The organism is Curtobacterium sp. NPDC098951 (assembly GCF_044759965.1).
In the GTDB taxonomy this organism is placed as follows: domain Bacteria; phylum Actinomycetota; class Actinomycetes; order Actinomycetales; family Microbacteriaceae; genus Curtobacterium.
The window spans coordinates 76,030-92,216 of sequence record NZ_JBIWAG010000002.1; the positions used below are offsets into that span (position 1 = coordinate 76,030).

Here is a 16,187-nt window from a genome sequence, read left to right on the forward strand (position 1 = left end):
TGGTCGGGTTGCCCGTGGGCACCCGACCATTTCTGCTCACCAAGCGCACGGCGTGCCCGCGCGCGCCCGCACGCTCACACGCGGTTGAGTGCGTGCACCGCCTCGTCGTAGGACTCCTCCGCGAGCCGGACCCGGTCCCCCGCGAGGACGCCGTAGCCGAACGTGCCCTCGCCGCCGCGCTCCGCGATCGCCGCGGTCGTGCGCAGGGCGTCGAGCGCGTGCAGGGCCCGCACCCGCTCGGTCAGGACGTCGGCCGCGGTCCCGATGCGCTTCCACAGGGCGTGCGGGAACGCGTCGTCGCCGAGCACGTCCATCGTCAGCCGTGCGCGCATCGTCGCCTGCCAGGCGGCCTCGGTCGTGGCGCGGTCGGCGGCCTCGCGCTCGGCCGCGGTGTCGGAGGTGTCGTCGGCCACCGCGGCCCGCACGAGTTCACGGACGTGCGGCTTCACCTCGGCGCCGACGTCCTGGGCGACCTTCTTCGGCGATCGGAGCGCCCACGCGGTCGGCGCCGGGCGCTCCACGGCGTCGTCGAGGGCGTCGAGGAGTTCGAGGAACGGCTCGCCGTGCAGGAACACCACGACGTCGCGCACGGACTGGTCGCGCCGTTCGCGTGTCGCCGCGAGGATCCGCTCGCGGGTCATCGCGTCGACGAGCTCGTCCTGTGCCGGGCTCGACGCCCGCGGCAGGCGGTCGACGAGGTACTCCGCCAGCGCGGCGCGCGCGGTGACCTCGGCCAGCCCGTCCGCCGCCTCGGCAGCGCGGTCGAGGGCGTCGCCCGCGGCGAACGCCGGACGGTAGCCACCCATGATCGCTGCGATCTCGAGTGCGGTGTCGGCCGCCTGCCGGAGGTCGGTCGTGTCGCCGGAGCGGAGCCGCGCCTCCTGGGTGAGCAGCGCGGTGCGCAGCTTCCGCAGCCGCTTCACGAGCACGCGGGCGGTCGTGCCCTTGTCCGGCTTCTCCGCGGTCTGGAGGCGCGGTGCCGGTGCGCCGGCCAGCCCGCGTGCCAGCTTGGACGCGACGGCGGCGGGGCCGGCCCCGACGTCCGCGAAGCGCCCGTCCAGGGCGGCGAAGAGTTCGTGGGCGACCTGCGCGTCGACGCCGTCGACGGTCTCGACCTCGACCTCGCGCCAGGTGCTCGGGGTCTCGGGGGCGTCGTCGTCGAGGCGCTGGGCGTGGACCAGGTCGTCGGCGAGTTCGGCGACCTGGTCGCCGTCCTCGTCGAGGAGCCGCGTGACGGTCCGCGTCGTGGTGATCCGGACGACCGGGTGCAGGCCGCGGCCGCGACGCTCGGTGAACAGCGCCGCGAGGACCTCGGTCGGGACGGTGTCGGCGTCGTCGGTCAACGGGAAGTGCTGCTCGTGACGGACCGTGTCCGACTCGGAGCGCTTGATGTGCCAGCCGGCGTCCGGTCCCCCGGTGCGGCGCCGGACCGTGACCCGGGCGGCCACGAGGTCGTAGCGGTCGGTGTCCCAGTACGTCGCGTCGAGCTCGAACGGGTCTTGGTGCTCGGTACGGAGGATGCCGCCCACGCCGACGAGGTCGGGCAGGGCACCACCCTCGGGGAGGTCGTAGGTGCGCTCGATCTCGAGGTGGGTGTCGCTCACACGGTCTTGTCTACCAGGGGTTCGCCGTGCGCCTCGAACCGGACGGGCGCACCTGTGGAGAAGCGGCCGGCCACGACGGTGGCGACGAGGGCCACCAGGAAGGGCAGGAGCTGGACGGCGCACGACAGCATGGCCTTGACCGAGTAGGCGGAACCGATCTCCCACACCGCGTTCGACAGCGGCAGGACCAGCAGGGACGTGACGATCGGGAGCAGCAGGAGTGACCACGTCCACGCCGGACGACGGAGCACGGCCAGCCAAGTCGCGCCCCACGCGCCGGCCACGAGTCCGAGGAGGAGCCAGGGGTACAGCGGGAGGCTGACGAGTCCGGTGACGACGGCGAGCCAGACGGCGGTCACGGCCAGCACGACGACCGCACCGAGCGCGCGGCGACGGAGGGGAACACCCACCGCCAGGAGCACACTCGTCGCGACGGCCAGGCCGGGCACCACCGCCAGACCGATCGACAGGAGCAGGAACATCGGGACGGTCGAGCCGAAGCCGTTGTAGCGCTGCAGGAGGCCGATCCCGATGCTCGCCGCGAGGAAGGACCCGACGGCGAGGACGAGCAGCACCGGCACGGTGGCGATCGTGTGCGGCGCGGGACGGACGTGGAGCGGTGCTGCGGTCATGGTGTCCCCCCAGGTGGAACGTCGGTCGGTGCGTCGGTGGAAGAGCGCCGTGGTGAGTGCGCCGAACGCGAGAGCGGTCGGCGAGAGGTCGAGCTCCGGGGCGTCCCGGACGTCGGCGAGCCACTGCTCCCGACGGGCGGCACGGTGCCCCGCGGGCGAGAGTGCGACCGCGACGCCCACGAGCGCCCGGTCCACCCCGTTCACGAGGTCACCGGCCGGTGGCTCGGCCGCATCGTCCCGCGGGACGGTCCGGCTGCGGGCTGCCGCTCGGCGAGCAGCGTACGAGCGGCCTCGACGCCGTCGCCGGTGAACTCGTAGAGCCGCCGTCGCGGACCGGGGCGGTCGGTCTCGTCGTCCCACGACGACGTGATCCACCCCTGTCGTTCGAGTCGTTCGAGGATCGGGTAGACGGTGCCGGCCTGGCGCCCGGTGGCCTTGATGACGAGCAGCCCCCAGGCCGGACCGTCGGCGGCCAGCAGGGCGTCGAGCACGTCGAGCGTCGTGGCGGTGACGCGTCGGATCGGTTCCATGCGGCTTAACCTAGCTATGTAGAACAAGGCCGTCAAGCCCGTCCAGGAAGTCGGGTTAGCCTGCTCGCATGAGCGACACGATCACCCGCGAACAGTTCACCCCCGAGGCCGGCGGCGTCACGATGTTCACGACCTCCTGGTGCGGCTACTGCGCGCGGCTGAAGAACCAGATGTCGAAGGCCGGCGTGCCCTTCACCGAGGTCGACATCGAGCAGACGCCCGGCACGGCCGAGCTCGTCGCCGAGGTCAACGGCGGCAACCAGACCGTGCCGACGCTGGTGTTCCCGGACGGCAGCACGGCGACGAACCCCTCGCTCGCCGAGGTCCAGTCGCGCATCTGACGCCGCGGGGCGCCCACGCCGAACCACGAAACCGACATCGAACCAGGCCGAAGCCCCGGTTCGATGTCGGTTTCGTGGTTCGTAGCAGGGCGCGAGGGGCCTAGCCCCCGAGCGCCTCGGTCAGCAGCGCCGCCATGGCGTCGAGCTGGATGTCGCCGGAGTCGACGACCTCCTCGTCCGAACCGTCGAGCGCGCGGGCGGCCAGGGACGCCTTCGAGTCGATGAGCTCGGCGATCTTGGTGTCGATCGTCTGTGCGGCGATGATGCGCCACGCCGTCACGGGCTCCTCCTGCCCGATGCGGTGCACGCGGTCGATCGCCTGGGTCTGCTCGGCGCTCGTCCACGACAGCTCGGCGAGCACGACGTTGGACGACACCTGCAGGTTCAGGCCGACGCCCGCCGCGGTGAGCGAGCAGACGATCACGGCGACGTCGGGGTCGTTCACGAAGGAGTCGATCTCGGCCGTGCGCTGCGCCGGCGTCTGGTCGCCCCGGACGGTCGCGGTGCGGAGGCCCCGACGTGCGAAGACCTCCTCCGCCTGGTCCATGACGTCCAGGTGCTTGGCGAAGAAGACGACCTTGCCGACGTTCGAGGCGAGCTGCGCCGCGTAGTCCGCCGCGAGCTGCGCCTTGGCCCGCCCGATCCGCCGCACCATCGAGAACACGTTCTCGCCGGTGGACGAGGCGTCCTGGTCCTCGAGCTCCCAGCGCGCGACCTGCCGCACGAGCTTGTGGTCGATGCCGACGACCGGGTCCTGCCCGGTGCGGGCGTCGAGCGCCTGGTGGTACCGCTTGACGAGCTTCGCGGTGAGCTCGCGCTCGGCGTCGCGGATCGAGCGGCCCTCTTCGCCGTCGAGCTCGACGGGGATGTCGGCGATGCGACGCGCGGGAATGTCCGCCGCGACGTCCACCTTGCGGCGTCGGACGATGCCCTGGTCGATGACGGCCTTGCGCGCCTCGACGAAGAACCCGGGGTCGGCCGGCGTCAGGCCGATCTCCTCGAGCTCGTTCATGAGCTTCGCGCGGGGCTTCTTGTCGTCGATCCAGCCGAGGTACTCCCAGATGGTCCGGAAGTCCTCGACCGAGTTGATCAGCGGCGTGCCGGTGAGGGCCATCAGCAGCGGTGCGGCCGTGCGCGACCGGATCGCCTCGGCGAGCTGCAGCACGAACCTCGAGCGCTGCGAGTCCTTGTTCTTGATGAAGTGCGCCTCGTCGACGACCATGCCCTTGAACCCGAAGTTCCCGAGCCACCCGGCGTGCCGGTCGAGGATCTCGTAGTTCACGATGACGATGTCGGCGAACCCGTCGAGGTCGTCCCCGTCGCCGTGGATGACCGTGGCGGTGCGGTTCGGGACCCAGCGGGCGGCCTCGCGCTTCCAGTTCGTCTTGACGACGTTCGGCACGACGACCAGCAGCGGGAACGCGTTCGCGGCCTCGGCGGCGAGCAGCGACTGCGCGGTCTTGCCGAGACCGGGCTCGTCGGCCAGCAGGAAGGTGCGGTGCCCCTCCGCGGCCGCGGCGATGAGCTCCGCCTGGTGCTTCATGAGCGTGGTGCCGGACTTGGAGTGCAGCGTCGTGGGCTCGGGCAGCGGCATCGTCGCCGCACCCCCACCGGCGCCGTACTCGAACGACTTGAAGAGCGGACCGAACAGCTCCCAGTTCGCCAGGCGTCGCGGGTGGGCGACGGGCTGGTCGGCGAGGGCGAAGTCCGGGGGCAGGAACGGGTTCGCGAGCTGTCGCTGCACGACCGCCTGCGGCACGACCGCGCGGACCGGGGTCTCGACCACCGGCGAGGGCTCCGCCGCGATGACGAGCTCCTCGGGCTGCAGCTCCATGCCGCCCGCGATCATCATGTCCCGCTTGACGGTGCGGGTCGTCTCGCTGACCGATGCCTCTTCGGTGAGGAGCTGGATCACGCTGGTGTCCCGAGCCGCCGTCTTCGCGAGGATGGTCGCGACGCCGTCGAGCCGCTTGAGCTGCTCGGCGCGCTGCGAGTCGGTGAGTTCGGTGTCCGCCTTGACCCGTGCGCGTTCCTCGCGCATGAGCAGGGCGACCGCCTGGAACTTCGAACGGTTCGACGCCTTGAGCGGTCCGCGCTGTGCCGCCGCCTCGACCTCGCGCACCGCGCGGGCGAGGACGGGGATGACGCCGTCGTTGTCGAGCGGCCTGGTGCGACGCGACGCGGTCCGCGTCCCGCCTGCAGCACGCCGGGTGCCTGATCGAGCCAACGCTCCTCCTGTTCCGCCCGTCCGTGCGAGCGAGCCGCCCCGCGGGGCGGAAGTCCTGAACCGGTGCCTGGCACGGCTCCGGTGTCCGGGGGCCACCGTGGCCCGCCGCTTCGCCGGTCCCCGCCTCGGGACGAGGAGTCCCGCGGACCGTTCCCCTCGGCCACCGCGTGGGTACCGGACAGGACGGTCCGCGCCGGGATCCGGCGCCGTCACACGCACGTGCGGCCCCCTCGGGACCGTCACGGATCCGGCTCCCACGCCGGTCAAGCGACCGACTGCTGCGTCCGGAATCGACGCGGCACGCGGGAACGCGGTGCGTGCGCGTTCAGTTTACTCCCCGACCACCGACGGAGGCGACTCGGCGACGCCCGCGCGCGTCGCGCCGTGCGGTCGGTCGTCCCCACCTGTCGGACGGGAGGCGCGGTGCGGGCCCGACCCGCGCCTCCCGTCCGGTACGTGGTCGCGTCGCGAGCGACCGCACCGCCCGTCCGCCGTGGAGCCGACGGACGCGCGCCGTCGTCAGAGCTGGGGTGCGGACCGCGGACGGACGAGGCCGTCGGACGGCACGACCGGCGTCGCCTCGGCGAGGGCGGCCTGCGTCGCCGCGAGCAGCTGCTCCGCCGTCTGGATCCCGTTCGCCGAACCGGTCGTCGCCTGGCCACCGGCGTGCGCGAGGAGCTGTGCACCGATCGCCGGACCGATCCGGTCGGACTGGTCGGGGTTCCGCGCGACCCAGTCGCGCGCGACGGCGTCGGCGAGGCGCTCCGCGGCGGCTCCGCGGTCCGCGTCCCCGCGGGAGCGGTGCCAGAGTCCGGTGACGACGAGGTGCGCGACCACGGCACCGATGTCGCGCACCGGGTAGCCCCAGCCGGCCGTGTCGATGTCGAGCAGGCCGGAGATCCGCCAGGGCTCCTCCTCGTCGACGAAGACCTGCTCGAGGTGGAGGTCACCGTGCACGACCTGCTTCGTCGCCGCGGCCCAGCCGATCGAGCGCCGGCCGATGGCGTCGTACAGGGTGTCGATCTCCTCGGCGTCCTGCGGCAGCGCGGCGACGAGGGTGCGGCGGTGCCAGTCGGCGTGGTCCATCGCGTCGGCGCGGGCCTGCTGCGTCATCGGGACCGTCGCGATGCGGCCGGTGAGTGCCGCCAGCGAGGCGACGAACCGCGGGTCGTCCGCGATCTCGAGGATGCGGCTGCCCGCCGGGACCCCGCGGATGCGCTCGAGCACGAGCAGGCCGTCCCCGCGGCTCGACAGGACCCGGGGCACCGGGAGCCCGGCCGCGACGAACTGCCCGTGCGATCGCTCGATCGGGGCAACCCGGTGGGGGCGCACCACCTTGAGGAACAGGGTCCCCTCGGCCGCGTCGACCCGGACCACGGCGCGCTTGCCCGGACGGTAGGCCGCCACGGTCAGCGTCGGGTCGGTCACCGGCATGCCGAGGGTCGTCAGGAGCTCGGCGACCGCGTCACGGTAGGTCACCTGCGGCAGGACGGGCAGCCCGGGATCGTTCGGGTACGCCCACACCGACACCGGCTCCCCCGTCGCTGGGTCCGTGACGATGGCGCTGTTCTGGTCGTGGGTCCCGCCCGTGTCGACGTAGGTGAGGACCGTGGCGCGCTGGCCGTTCCGGTCCACCGTGTCGACCTCGTAGCCGTACAGGTACCCGTTGCCGGACGGCTCGACCGAGTGGGCGCGTGCGGCCACGACGGATGTCCCGGAGCCGGCGAAGGCCTGCGGGATGACGCGCTCGTGGTTGGGCCACACGAGACCAGTCAACCGGACCGGACGGGATTCGTCGCGTTCGTTCACGGCTCGGCGCGCGCACCGTGGCTACCGTGGTCGTCGTGAACCCGGTCGCGCGTCTCCGCAGCTCCAGTCGCACGCCGTTCCTGCAGGTCGTCAAGACCGCGGTCGCGGTGGTCGCGGCCGTGCTCCTCTGCCGGGTGCTCATCGACGGGCCGTTCCCGACGTTCGCCGCCATCGCCGCGCTGCTCGTCGTGCAGCCGAGCATCAACCAGTCGTTCGTGAAGGGACTCGAGCGCAGCGCCGGGGTCGTCCTCGGGGTCGTGCTCGCCACCGGGTTCCACCTGCTGCTCGGCGACACCGTCTGGGTCGTCCTGCTCGTGATCGTCCTCGCGATCCTCATCGCGTGGGCGCTGCGGCTCACCCCGACCTCGGCGACGCAGGTCGGGATCAGCGGGATGCTCGTGCTCACCGCGGGCGTCGTCACGCCGAACTACTCGGCGGACCGGATCCTCGAGACCGTGCTCGGCGCGGTCGTCGCCCTCATCGTGAACGCGGTCATCGTGCCGCCCGTGCTGCTCGGGCCGGCGCACCTCGCGGTCGCACGACTCGCACGCGACACCGCCGCGGCGTTCGAGCGCGTCGCGATCGGGCTCACCGAGGGCTGGGACGCGGAGCGCTGGCACGAGGCCCTGCTGCAGGCCCGGGCCCTCCGGCAGCAGCACGCCCGCGCCGAGGCCTCGCTCACCGCGGCCCGCGAGTCCCTCACCATGAACCCGCGCGGCGGCCGCCACCGGACCGTCCTCGACGAGGACATCGTCGTGGCCGAGCACCTGCGCGTGCTCGCCACCCGGGTGACCGGCATGACCCGTGCGATCCAGGACAACACGGCACCGGACCTCCGCGCCGACCCGGTCGTCGGCAGCATCGCCACCGAGGTCGCCCGGATCGGGGCGGACGTCCGGGCGCTCAGTGCCCGCGTCGCGGCCAAGGAGGTGCCGGTGTCGACCGCCGGAGCGCCCCGGCCGCGGTCGTCGGCGACGGTCACGCCGCAGCACGACGAGGACGTCGTCGAGCCGGCGCTCACCGCACCCCTCGAGGTGATCCGCCCGAACTCACGGCACTGGATCCTGATCGGCGCGCTGCTCGAGGACATCCGGCGCGTGCGCGAGGAGCTCCTCGGCGAGGACGACTGACGGGACGTCTCCGGTCAGCGCGCGGCGGACGCGGCCTCGGCCGCGGAGTGCACGATGTCGTCCCAGATCGTCGCCGTCGGGACCGTGGAGTCGGTCGCGACCACCTCGGCTTCGGCGAACCGACAGATCTCGGCGACGACGAGGTCCGCCCCCGCCGCGCGGGCAGCCAGGCTCGCGACGTCCGGGACGGCCGCCCGGAGCTCGGCGACCACACGGTCGCGGCTGACGTCCTCCATGTCACCGAGCGCGCCGATGCCCTTCCAGGCGGCGTCGAGCTCGGCACGCAGACGGACGAGGGCCGGGTGTTCCGGCATGTCGTTCATGGTGCCCCCAGTGCGGACTCGACGTCGGGTACGTCTCCTCCGGTGCGCGAGCATAGCAACGAAGCAAGCAGTCCTCATGTCCCACGAACGGGGGACAGACCGTTCTACCTGTCCGTCCGCCGTGACTGTGACGAGATTCAGCGAGATCGGCCGTGGGATCTCCCGCGTGTACAGGTTCGATGCCACCATGGGGTCGAGGAGGTCGCTATGCGCCTGTTGGTGGTCGAGGACGATGACGAGATGCGTGCGCTCATGGAGCGTGGGCTCGCGGCAGAGGGGTACCGCGTCACCGCGGTCGAGAACGGGGTCGAGGCGCTGATCGCCCTCGGCGACCAGGCGTTCGACCTGGCCGTCGTGGACGTCATGATGCCGGGCATGTCCGGTTTCGAGCTCGCCCGACGCATCCGCGAGCGCGAGGACCCCGTGCGGATCCTCCTCGTCACCGCCCGTGACGCCGTGGACGACCGGGTGTTCGGCCTCGACGCCGGTGCCGACGACTACCTCACGAAGCCGTTCGCCTTCGCCGAGCTGACCGCCCGTCTCCGCGCGCTCGGCCGTCGGGAGTCCGCCGGCGCCCCGCGGACCATCGAGGTGGGCGACGTGGCGATCGACTCCGAGGCCCGTCGCATCATGATCAAGGGCCAGCGGGTCGCCGTCAGCCCCACCGAGTTCGCCCTCCTCCGCCTGCTCGCGCGGTCCGTGGGCACGGTGGTCGACCGCCCGAAGATCCTCGAGGAGGTCTGGGACGGCTCGCAGCACGTCGACCCGAACGTCGTCGAGCAGTACATCTCGTACCTCCGCAAGAAGTTGACCTCGCACGAGGCGACCGTCGCCATCTCGACCGTGCGCGGCCGCGGCTACCGGCTCGATCTGCTCGGGGCGTGACCGGTCCCGGGCGTGGCCTGATCCGTCCGCTGCGGAACCTCTCGCTCCGGGCTCGGATCACCATCGGGTCGACGGCGATCGCGGCAGTGGTCATCGTGCTGCTCGTGCTCGTCATGCGCTTCCAGGTCGTGAGCGTCGTCGCCAGTGCCACCCGCACCCTGCTCGACGCCGACGCCGACCCGTACGTGGCGACGCTCGAGGTCGACAGCAATCCCGACCTGTCACCGCCCGGGAACCTGCAGCTCGTCGCGGTCGTGTCGCCCTCGGGCAAGATCGCCCTGTCGACCATGCCGACGAAGGTCGAGCGGGCCCTCGGCAGCCTGACCTCGACCAAGGCCGGCACCTCGGTCATCAACGTCTCCGGGTCGCAGTACCGCGTCGTCGTGGAGCACCCCGTCAACCAGGCGGGGCGGTGGACCGTCGTGGCGGCGCGCAACTCGCAGGCCGAGGCGATCGTCGTCGACGACCTGACCTCGACGCTGTCGCTGACCGGACTCGCGATCCTCGTCGCGTTCGGCGTCGCGTCGTGGGCGCTCGCGACCGCCGCGCTCCGGCCCGTGAACCGCATGCGTCGCGAAGCCGAACGTCTCTCCGTCGCCCCCGAGCGTGCGGAGCTGCCGGTCGGTCCCGCCGAGGACGAGCTCGCGTCCCTGGCGACCACCCTGAACGCCTTCCTCGCCCGCACCCGCCAGGCGACCGAACGCGAGCGCCAGATGGTCTCGGATGCGAGCCACGAACTCCGCACGCCGCTGGCCATCCTCACGACCCAGCTCGACCTGGCGTCGCTCGACGGTGACGACGCGGCCGCGCTCGCGGCGCACATCGAACGCGCGAAGCTCAGCGTCGCGCGGTTGTCGCGCCTGGCGAACGACCTGCTGGCGCTGTCCCGCATCGAGGAGTCGGAGCGTCGTGAGCAGGACGGCGCCGAACAGCAGCCGACCGGGTGGTCCGACCTCGGCGACGAGGTCATGAGCGCCGTCGACCGCGTCCGTCTGATCGCCTCCGCCAAGGACATCACCGTGGACTTCGACCTGGAGGCCCCGGTCGCGGGTCCGGGCCCGGACACCGGCAGCGACACCGACGAACCGCGGTACCGACTCGACACCGGCGGCATGGCGCAGCTCGTCACGAACATCGCCGGCAACGCCGTGTCGGCGCTCCCCCGCGGCGGCGGCGTCTTCGTCTCGTGGCGCAGCGCTGGCGGCGAGGGCATCCTGCAGATCACGGACGACGGCCCCGGCGTCCCGGAGTCGTTCATCCCCGTCGCCTTCGACCGGTTCACCCGCCCCGACGAGGCCCGGAAGTCCCGCCCGAACCCGGACCCCGCGACCGGTGCGATCCCGCTGCCTGGTGGTTCCGGGCTCGGCCTCGCGATCGTCCGGGCCGTCGCGGAGCGTGCCGGCGGGACGGCGTCGCTCCGGAACGTGCGCTCCGGCGGGCTCGAGGTCACGATCCGCATCCCCGAGGTCCGCTGACCGGACGGGCACGGCCCGCTCGAGCCGCTCCGGGCCGCTCTGGGCCGCTCACTGGAAGTCCCGCGACCGCGTGCGGACCGACAGGGAGAGGTGTTCGATCCGGTCGGCCACCAGGTTCACCACCCCGTCCGGTGACCGCTCGAGGATCCCCCGCACGATCACCGCAGGTGCCTCTCGTGCGACGCGCCGGTACCGTCCCCACACCCCGACGCTGCAGATCACGTTCACCAGCCCGGTCTCGTCCTCGACGTTCATGAACGTGATGCCGGACGCCGTCGCCGGTCGCTGCCGGTGCGTCACGATCCCGCCGACCTCGACCCGGCGTCCGGTCTCGGCCGTGGCGGTGTCCTGGACGCTCAAGACCCCGCGGGCGACGAGGCCACCCCGCACGTGCCGGACGGGGTGGTCGTCCGTCGTCATCCCCGTCGACCACATGTCCGCGATGAGGACGTCGCCGCTCGTCATCTGCCCGAACAGCGGTGGCTGCACCGTCACCTGCGTGTCGGGCAGCTGGTCGGGGCGCTCGGCTGCCGCCTGTGCCGCCGACCACATGCCACCGCGACGGTCGACCCCGATCGACGCGAAGGCGTCGGCCGCGGCGAGCGCCTCGAGCTGCGCCGTGGTCAGCCCTACCCGCCGGGCGAGGTCGGACATGTCGGTGTAAGGACCGTGGGCGTCCCGCTCGGCGACGATCTTCTCGGCACTCTTCCGGCCGAGCGACGAGACCTCGGCGAGGCCGAGACGGACCGCGAAGGCGCCGTCCCGCCGGTGCTGCGCCGTGTCGTCGGGCGCGGCCTTGTCGAACGGCAGCACCGGGGGTTGTTCCTCGGCCAGGCAGTCGTCGTGACCCGTCGCGCGGACGTGCGCCGCGCCTCCTGGACCGCCGTCGGACCCGGCGGCACCGTCGCCGGCCCCGGCCGTGTCGGCACCGTCGCGGGAGCCGACCAGTGGCTCGAGCGTGGCGTCCACGCCGGAGCGCAGGATGTCCGGACGGAGCACCGTCACCCCGTGTCGACGGGCGTCGGCCACCAGGGACTGCGGTGAGTAGAAGCCCATGGGCTGCGCGCGGAGCAGGGCGGCGAGGAAGGCTCCGGGGTAGTGCAGCCGCATCCACGCGCTCGCGTAGACGATGAGCGCGAAGCTGATCGAGTGGCTCTCGGCGAACCCGAAGTTCGCGAACGCCTGGATCTTCGCGTAGATGGCGTCGGCGTCCTCGCCGTGGATGTCGTTCGCGGCCATCCCGGCGTAGAGCTTCTCGCGGAGCCGGTCGATCTTCTCGTGCCCACGCTTCGACCCCATCGCACGCCGGAGCAGGTCGGCGTCGTCCCCCGAGCACCCGCCCACCGCGATCGCCATCTGCATGAGCTGTTCCTGGAACAGCGGGACCCCGAGGGTCCGTTCGAGCACCGGTTCGAGCGACGGGTGGATGTAGGTGATCGGTTCCTCGCCCGTGCGTCGCCGGATGTAGGGGTGGACCGCGCCGCCCTGGATCGGCCCGGGGCGCACCAGGGCGACCTCGATCACGAGGTCGTAGAACCGTCGCGGCAGCAGTCGGGGCAGCGTCCCCATCTGCGCGCGGGACTCCACCTGGAACACCCCGATGGTGTCCGCCCGGCACAGCTGGTCGTAGACGCCCTGCTCCTCCTTCGGGATGGAGTGCATGTCCCACCGCTCCCCGCAGTGCTCGGCGGCGAGGTCGAACGAGTACTGCAGCGCGGCGAGCATGCCGAGTCCGAGCATGTCGAACTTCACGAGCCCCATGTACGCGCAGTCGTCCTTGTCCCACTGCAGCACCGTGCGGCCGTCCATGCGGGCGTGCTCGATCGGCACGACCTCGCCGACGGGCCGGTCGGTGAGCACCATGCCGCCGGAGTGGATGCCGAGGTGCCGCGGGAACCCGAGGACCTGCTGGGCCATGTCGACCACGGCGTCCGGGATGTCGTGGTCCTGGCTCTCGGTCACCGACCCCCAGCGTTCGACCTGCTTCGACCAGGCGTCCTGCTGCCCCGGGCTGTGGCCGAGCGCCTTCGCCATGTCGCGGACGGCACCCTTCGGCCGGTAGGTGATGACGTTCGCGACCTGGGCGGCGTTGAACCGGCCGTACTTCTCGTAGACGTACTGGATGACCTCTTCGCGGCGGTCGGAGTCGAAGTCGACGTCGATGTCGGGTTCCTCGTCGCGCATGGCCGACAGGAAGCGCTCGAACGGCAACCCGTACCGGATCGAGTCGACCGCGGTGATCTCGAGCAGGTAGCAGACCGCCGAGTTCGCCGCCGAGCCGCGGCCCTGGCAGAGAATGCCGCGTTCGCGGGCGTACTGCACCATGTCCCGCACGATGAGGAAGTACCCGGGGAAGTCCTTGTCCTCGATCACCGAGAGCTCGCGCTCGATGCGCTCGCGCTTGTGCGGGTCGACACCGTCGGCGCTGCCGGGGTAGAACCGCCGGGCACCCCGCCAGGTGAGCTCCCGCAGCCAGGACATCGTGGTGAACCCGTCGGGGACGTCGATGTCCGGCAGTCCGGGCTTGACCGTCTTCAGCCGGAACCCGAGCTCGTCGGCGAGTTCGACGCTGTACTCGACGGCCCCCGGATAGCGGGCGAACCGCCGGGTCATCTCCGCCCCGGAACGGAGGTACGCCGTGGGGGCGGCCGGCAGCCACCCGTCGATCTCGTCGAGACTGCGCCGTGCCCGGACAGCGGCGAGGGCGGTCGCCACCGGGAACCGGTCGGGGGTGGCGTAGTGCACGTTGCCCGTGGCCACCACCGGCAGGGCGTGCTTGGTGGCGAGGGCGGCGAGGGCGTCGTTCCGTGCGGTGTCCATCGGGTCGCCGTGGTCGATGAGCTCGACGACGACACCGGCCGTGCCGAACCGGTCGAGCAGGGCACGCAGGGCGTCCTCGGCGGCGGACTCGCCCCCGCGCTCGAGCGCCTGCCGGACGGCGCCCTTGCGGCACCCGGTCAGGACCCGCCAGTGCCCGTCCGACCGTGCGGCGAGGTCGTCGAGGTCGTACCGGGGACGACCCTTCTCGGCGCCGGCCGCCAGGTGTGCGCGGGTGACGGCGCCGGCGAGCCGGTGGTACCCGTCCTGCCCGTCGGCCAGCAGGAGCAGGTGCGTGCCCTCGGGGTCGGGCACGCCGTTCTGCGGTTCGGTCAGCCCGAGGGACAGCTCGGTGCCGTACACCGTGGCGACCGTCGGGTAGGCCTCGGCCACCTCGGCCATGCGCGCGGCACCGTAGAAGCCGTCGTGGTCGGTGAGCGCGAGCCCGTGCAGGTGCAGTCGCGCGGCCTCTTCGAAGAGCTGTTCCGGACCGCTCGCACCGTCGAGGAAACTGAACGTCGAGTGCGCGTGCAGCTCGGCGTACGGCACGACCGGCACGTTCGCACCGTCCTGCACCGGCGGGGGCGTCGGGGTGTACGGCTCGCGCTTGCGGGACCACGCGGGGCTGTCCCCGCCGTCACCGGCGTGCGCGCTGCCGGGGCTCCGCTTGTCGGACAGGGCGCGTTCGAACTGGGACCACGGGATCGGCGGGTTGCTGTACCCCATCAGCACTCCCCCGTCCTGGCGGTCACGTCGCCACCGCCTCGGCCCACCAGCGGTGGTCGGCGAGCACGAGGTACCACGCCCGGCCGTCGGCGTCGACGAGCTGCAGCCGGTGGAGTCGCCGGCCACCGGCTTCCCACCAGCGCACCACGAGCGGCCACGGTCCGGCCCAGGCCGTCACGGCGTCGAACCGGCCGCCGCGCTCCCCCTCGGCACGGAACCGCTCGGGCACCCCGGTGAGGACGCCGCGGTCGTCGACGTCGACGGTGCCGCCGTCACCGGTCACGACGTCCACCGGGCGCGGACGGTCGAGCACGGTTGCCGGCGGCGGCCCCGGCAGCTTGCCGGGCCACGGCCGGTCGCGGACGGTCGCGAGGGCACGCTCGCCACCGACGGGGGCGTCACCCCACGGCACGAGCACCACGCGTTCGGCCAGGGTGCGCCCACCGCCGATGCGCGGCGTGACCACCCCGTCGTGGCCGACGAGTCCCTGCACGCGGGCGAGCCCGTGGTGGACCCGTTCGTCCGGCCCGGTCCCCCAGAGCCCGCGTTCGTGGTTCGCCATGTCGTCGACCGCGACCGGCTCGAGCACCACCTGCACCACCGGCGCCTCGAGCCCGGTCGGGTCCACCCCGCCGGCGAGCTGCCAGCGGACCCGGTCCACCACGTCGGCGGCGTCGAACCAGCGCGGGTGCACCCACGTGCGCTCGAGCAGGATGTCCCGCTCGTCGACGATGCCGACCCGGATCGTCGTGGCGACGAGCCCTGCGGCCCGCAGGCGTGCGGCGAAGTCGTCGGCGGAGCGTCGGAACGCGAAGGCGATCTGGTCGGCGCGGTCGAGCGGGGGTTCGAACGACGCCTCGACCCGGAGTTCCGGCGGGACCGCCCGCGCCGCGACCTCTCGCGGGTCACGACCGCCCGCGAGCCGGTGCAGGAACGCTCCGGCGAGTCCGAACCGGTCGCGCACCTGCTCGTCCGCCAACGCGGCGAACTCGCCGAGGGTCTGGATGCCGAGGCGCCCGAGCAGCATCGCGAGGTCGGCGTCGCCGAGCACCCCGAGCGGCAACCCGGCCAGGAACGGGGCCGAGCCGTCGACGGGCACGATCCGGACCCGTTCCCCCGGCCGGGCCGGGCGTGCCCGAGCGGCCTGTTCGGCGGCGAACGGGGTGTCCGCGACGCCGGCCCGCACACCCGGGGCGCCGTGGTCGGCAGCGATCCCGGCGAGGGTCGCCGCCGCGGCACGCTCACCGCCGTAGTACCGTGCCGGCCCGCGGGAGCGCAGCGCGAGGGTGCCCGGCCGGAGGACCTCGACCCCGGGGACCGCCGCCTCGACCGCGCGGATGACCGGCTCGAACGCCCGGTGGTCGAGCGCGTCGTCGTAGGGCTGCAGGACGAGTTCGGGGCAGCGCGCCTGCGCCTCGCGCACACGGAGCCCGCGGACCACGCCGGACTGCCGGGCGCTGGCGGAGCTGGCGTACACCTGCCCCTTCGCCACGAGGGCGAACGGGTGGTCCGGCGGCGACCCGGCGGCGCGAGCGGCCGCGATCACCGGCCAGTCCGGGCACCACAGCACGATCGTCCGCGTCGGCGGCGGCTCGGGCAGTGCACCGCCGCGGGCGAGCGCATCGGCGCGGATCGACCGCGCGTCGGGCACGCCCGCGGCCCCCGTGCCGGCACCGGGCCCGCGTCCG

Annotated in this window: 12 protein-coding genes; 4 read left to right on the forward strand and 8 right to left on the reverse strand. The window is 72.9% G+C overall.

What is annotated here, in order from left to right; all coding sequences use genetic code 11:
• Nucleotides 1–74 precede the first annotated feature (74 nt).
• Genes ACIQUC_RS05095 through ACIQUC_RS05105 form a run of 3 tightly spaced genes read right to left on the reverse strand, consistent with a single transcriptional unit; the run spans nt 75 to nt 2,766 of the window.
• A complete protein-coding gene (locus ACIQUC_RS05095; protein WP_402264031.1) occupies nt 75–1,604 on the reverse strand; it encodes a CYTH domain-containing protein in 1,530 nt (509 codons plus the stop codon).
• On the reverse strand, nt 1,601–2,440 hold the full coding sequence (locus tag ACIQUC_RS05100; RefSeq protein ID WP_402264034.1) for a hypothetical protein: 840 nt from the start codon (nt 2,438–2,440) through the stop codon (nt 1,601–1,603). The genes ACIQUC_RS05095 and ACIQUC_RS05100 overlap by 4 nt, the downstream gene beginning before the upstream one ends.
• Nucleotides 2,437–2,766 carry a PadR family transcriptional regulator gene (locus ACIQUC_RS05105; protein ID WP_402264037.1) on the reverse strand — a complete coding sequence of 110 codons (330 nt, stop codon included), beginning with the start codon at nt 2,764–2,766 and terminating at the stop codon, nt 2,437–2,439. The genes ACIQUC_RS05100 and ACIQUC_RS05105 overlap by 4 nt, the downstream gene beginning before the upstream one ends.
• A 68-nt stretch (nt 2,767–2,834) precedes the next feature.
• Between ACIQUC_RS05105 and ACIQUC_RS05110 the strand changes: the two genes are divergently transcribed.
• Complete coding sequence (locus tag ACIQUC_RS05110; protein ID WP_022908628.1) at nt 2,835–3,107, forward strand: mycoredoxin; 273 nt, start codon at nt 2,835–2,837, stop codon at nt 3,105–3,107.
• A gap of 100 nt (nt 3,108–3,207) precedes the next feature.
• Here ACIQUC_RS05110 and ACIQUC_RS05115 read toward each other — a convergent pair whose 3' ends face one another.
• Together ACIQUC_RS05115 and ACIQUC_RS05120 are read right to left on the reverse strand one after the other, a co-directional pair.
• Nucleotides 3,208–5,334, reverse strand: coding sequence for a DEAD/DEAH box helicase (locus tag ACIQUC_RS05115; protein ID WP_402264040.1), 2,127 nt, complete (start codon nt 5,332–5,334; stop codon nt 3,208–3,210).
• 519 nt (nt 5,335–5,853) lie between these two features.
• Nucleotides 5,854–7,143 (reverse strand): aminoglycoside phosphotransferase family protein, encoded by a 1,290-nt coding sequence (locus ACIQUC_RS05120; protein WP_402264043.1) that lies wholly within the window; start codon nt 7,141–7,143, stop codon nt 5,854–5,856.
• A gap of 35 nt (nt 7,144–7,178) precedes the next feature.
• Between ACIQUC_RS05120 and ACIQUC_RS05125 the strand changes: the two genes are divergently transcribed.
• Nucleotides 7,179–8,273 carry an aromatic acid exporter family protein gene (locus tag ACIQUC_RS05125; protein WP_402264046.1) on the forward strand — a complete coding sequence of 365 codons (1,095 nt, stop codon included), beginning with the start codon at nt 7,179–7,181 and terminating at the stop codon, nt 8,271–8,273.
• Nucleotides 8,274–8,287: 14 nt separating this feature from the next.
• On the opposite strand, the gene ACIQUC_RS05130 is transcribed toward ACIQUC_RS05125, so the two are convergent.
• Entirely contained in the window at nt 8,288–8,587 is a 300-nt protein-coding gene (locus tag ACIQUC_RS05130; RefSeq protein WP_148287079.1) for a hypothetical protein, read from the reverse strand.
• 216 nt (nt 8,588–8,803) lie between these two features.
• On the opposite strand from ACIQUC_RS05130, the gene ACIQUC_RS05135 reads away from it, so the two are divergent.
• Complete coding sequence (locus ACIQUC_RS05135) at nt 8,804–9,481, forward strand: response regulator transcription factor (RefSeq protein WP_022908633.1); 678 nt, start codon at nt 8,804–8,806, stop codon at nt 9,479–9,481.
• On the forward strand, nt 9,478–10,956 hold the full coding sequence (locus ACIQUC_RS05140) for a sensor histidine kinase (protein WP_402264050.1): 1,479 nt from the start codon (nt 9,478–9,480) through the stop codon (nt 10,954–10,956). The genes ACIQUC_RS05135 and ACIQUC_RS05140 overlap by 4 nt, the downstream gene beginning before the upstream one ends.
• A 48-nt stretch (nt 10,957–11,004) precedes the next feature.
• On the opposite strand, the gene ACIQUC_RS05145 is transcribed toward ACIQUC_RS05140, so the two are convergent.
• Together ACIQUC_RS05145 and ACIQUC_RS05150 are read right to left on the reverse strand one after the other, a co-directional pair.
• Nucleotides 11,005–14,499: an error-prone DNA polymerase gene (locus ACIQUC_RS05145; protein ID WP_402264053.1), complete on the reverse strand. Its 3,495-nt coding sequence runs from the start codon at nt 14,497–14,499 to the stop codon at nt 11,005–11,007.
• Between the two features lie 22 nt (nt 14,500–14,521).
• Entirely contained in the window at nt 14,522–16,132 is a 1,611-nt protein-coding gene (locus tag ACIQUC_RS05150) for a DNA polymerase Y family protein (protein ID WP_402265663.1), read from the reverse strand.
• Nucleotides 16,133–16,187 lie beyond the last annotated feature (55 nt).

Excerpts from the sequence above, each read along its gene's own strand:
- ACIQUC_RS05105 (WP_402264037.1), bottom strand. The coding sequence starts at position 2,766 with ATGGAACCGATCCGACGCGTCACCGCCACGACGCTCGACGTGCTCGAC.
- ACIQUC_RS05110 (WP_022908628.1), top strand. The coding sequence starts at position 2,835 with ATGAGCGACACGATCACCCGCGAACAGTTCACCCCCGAGGCCGGCGGC.
- ACIQUC_RS05130 (WP_148287079.1), bottom strand. The coding sequence starts at position 8,587 with ATGCCGGAACACCCGGCCCTCGTCCGTCTGCGTGCCGAGCTCGACGCC.
- ACIQUC_RS05135 (WP_022908633.1), top strand. The coding sequence starts at position 8,804 with ATGCGCCTGTTGGTGGTCGAGGACGATGACGAGATGCGTGCGCTCATG.
- ACIQUC_RS05145 (WP_402264053.1), bottom strand. The coding sequence starts at position 14,499 with ATGGGGTACAGCAACCCGCCGATCCCGTGGTCCCAGTTCGAACGCGCC.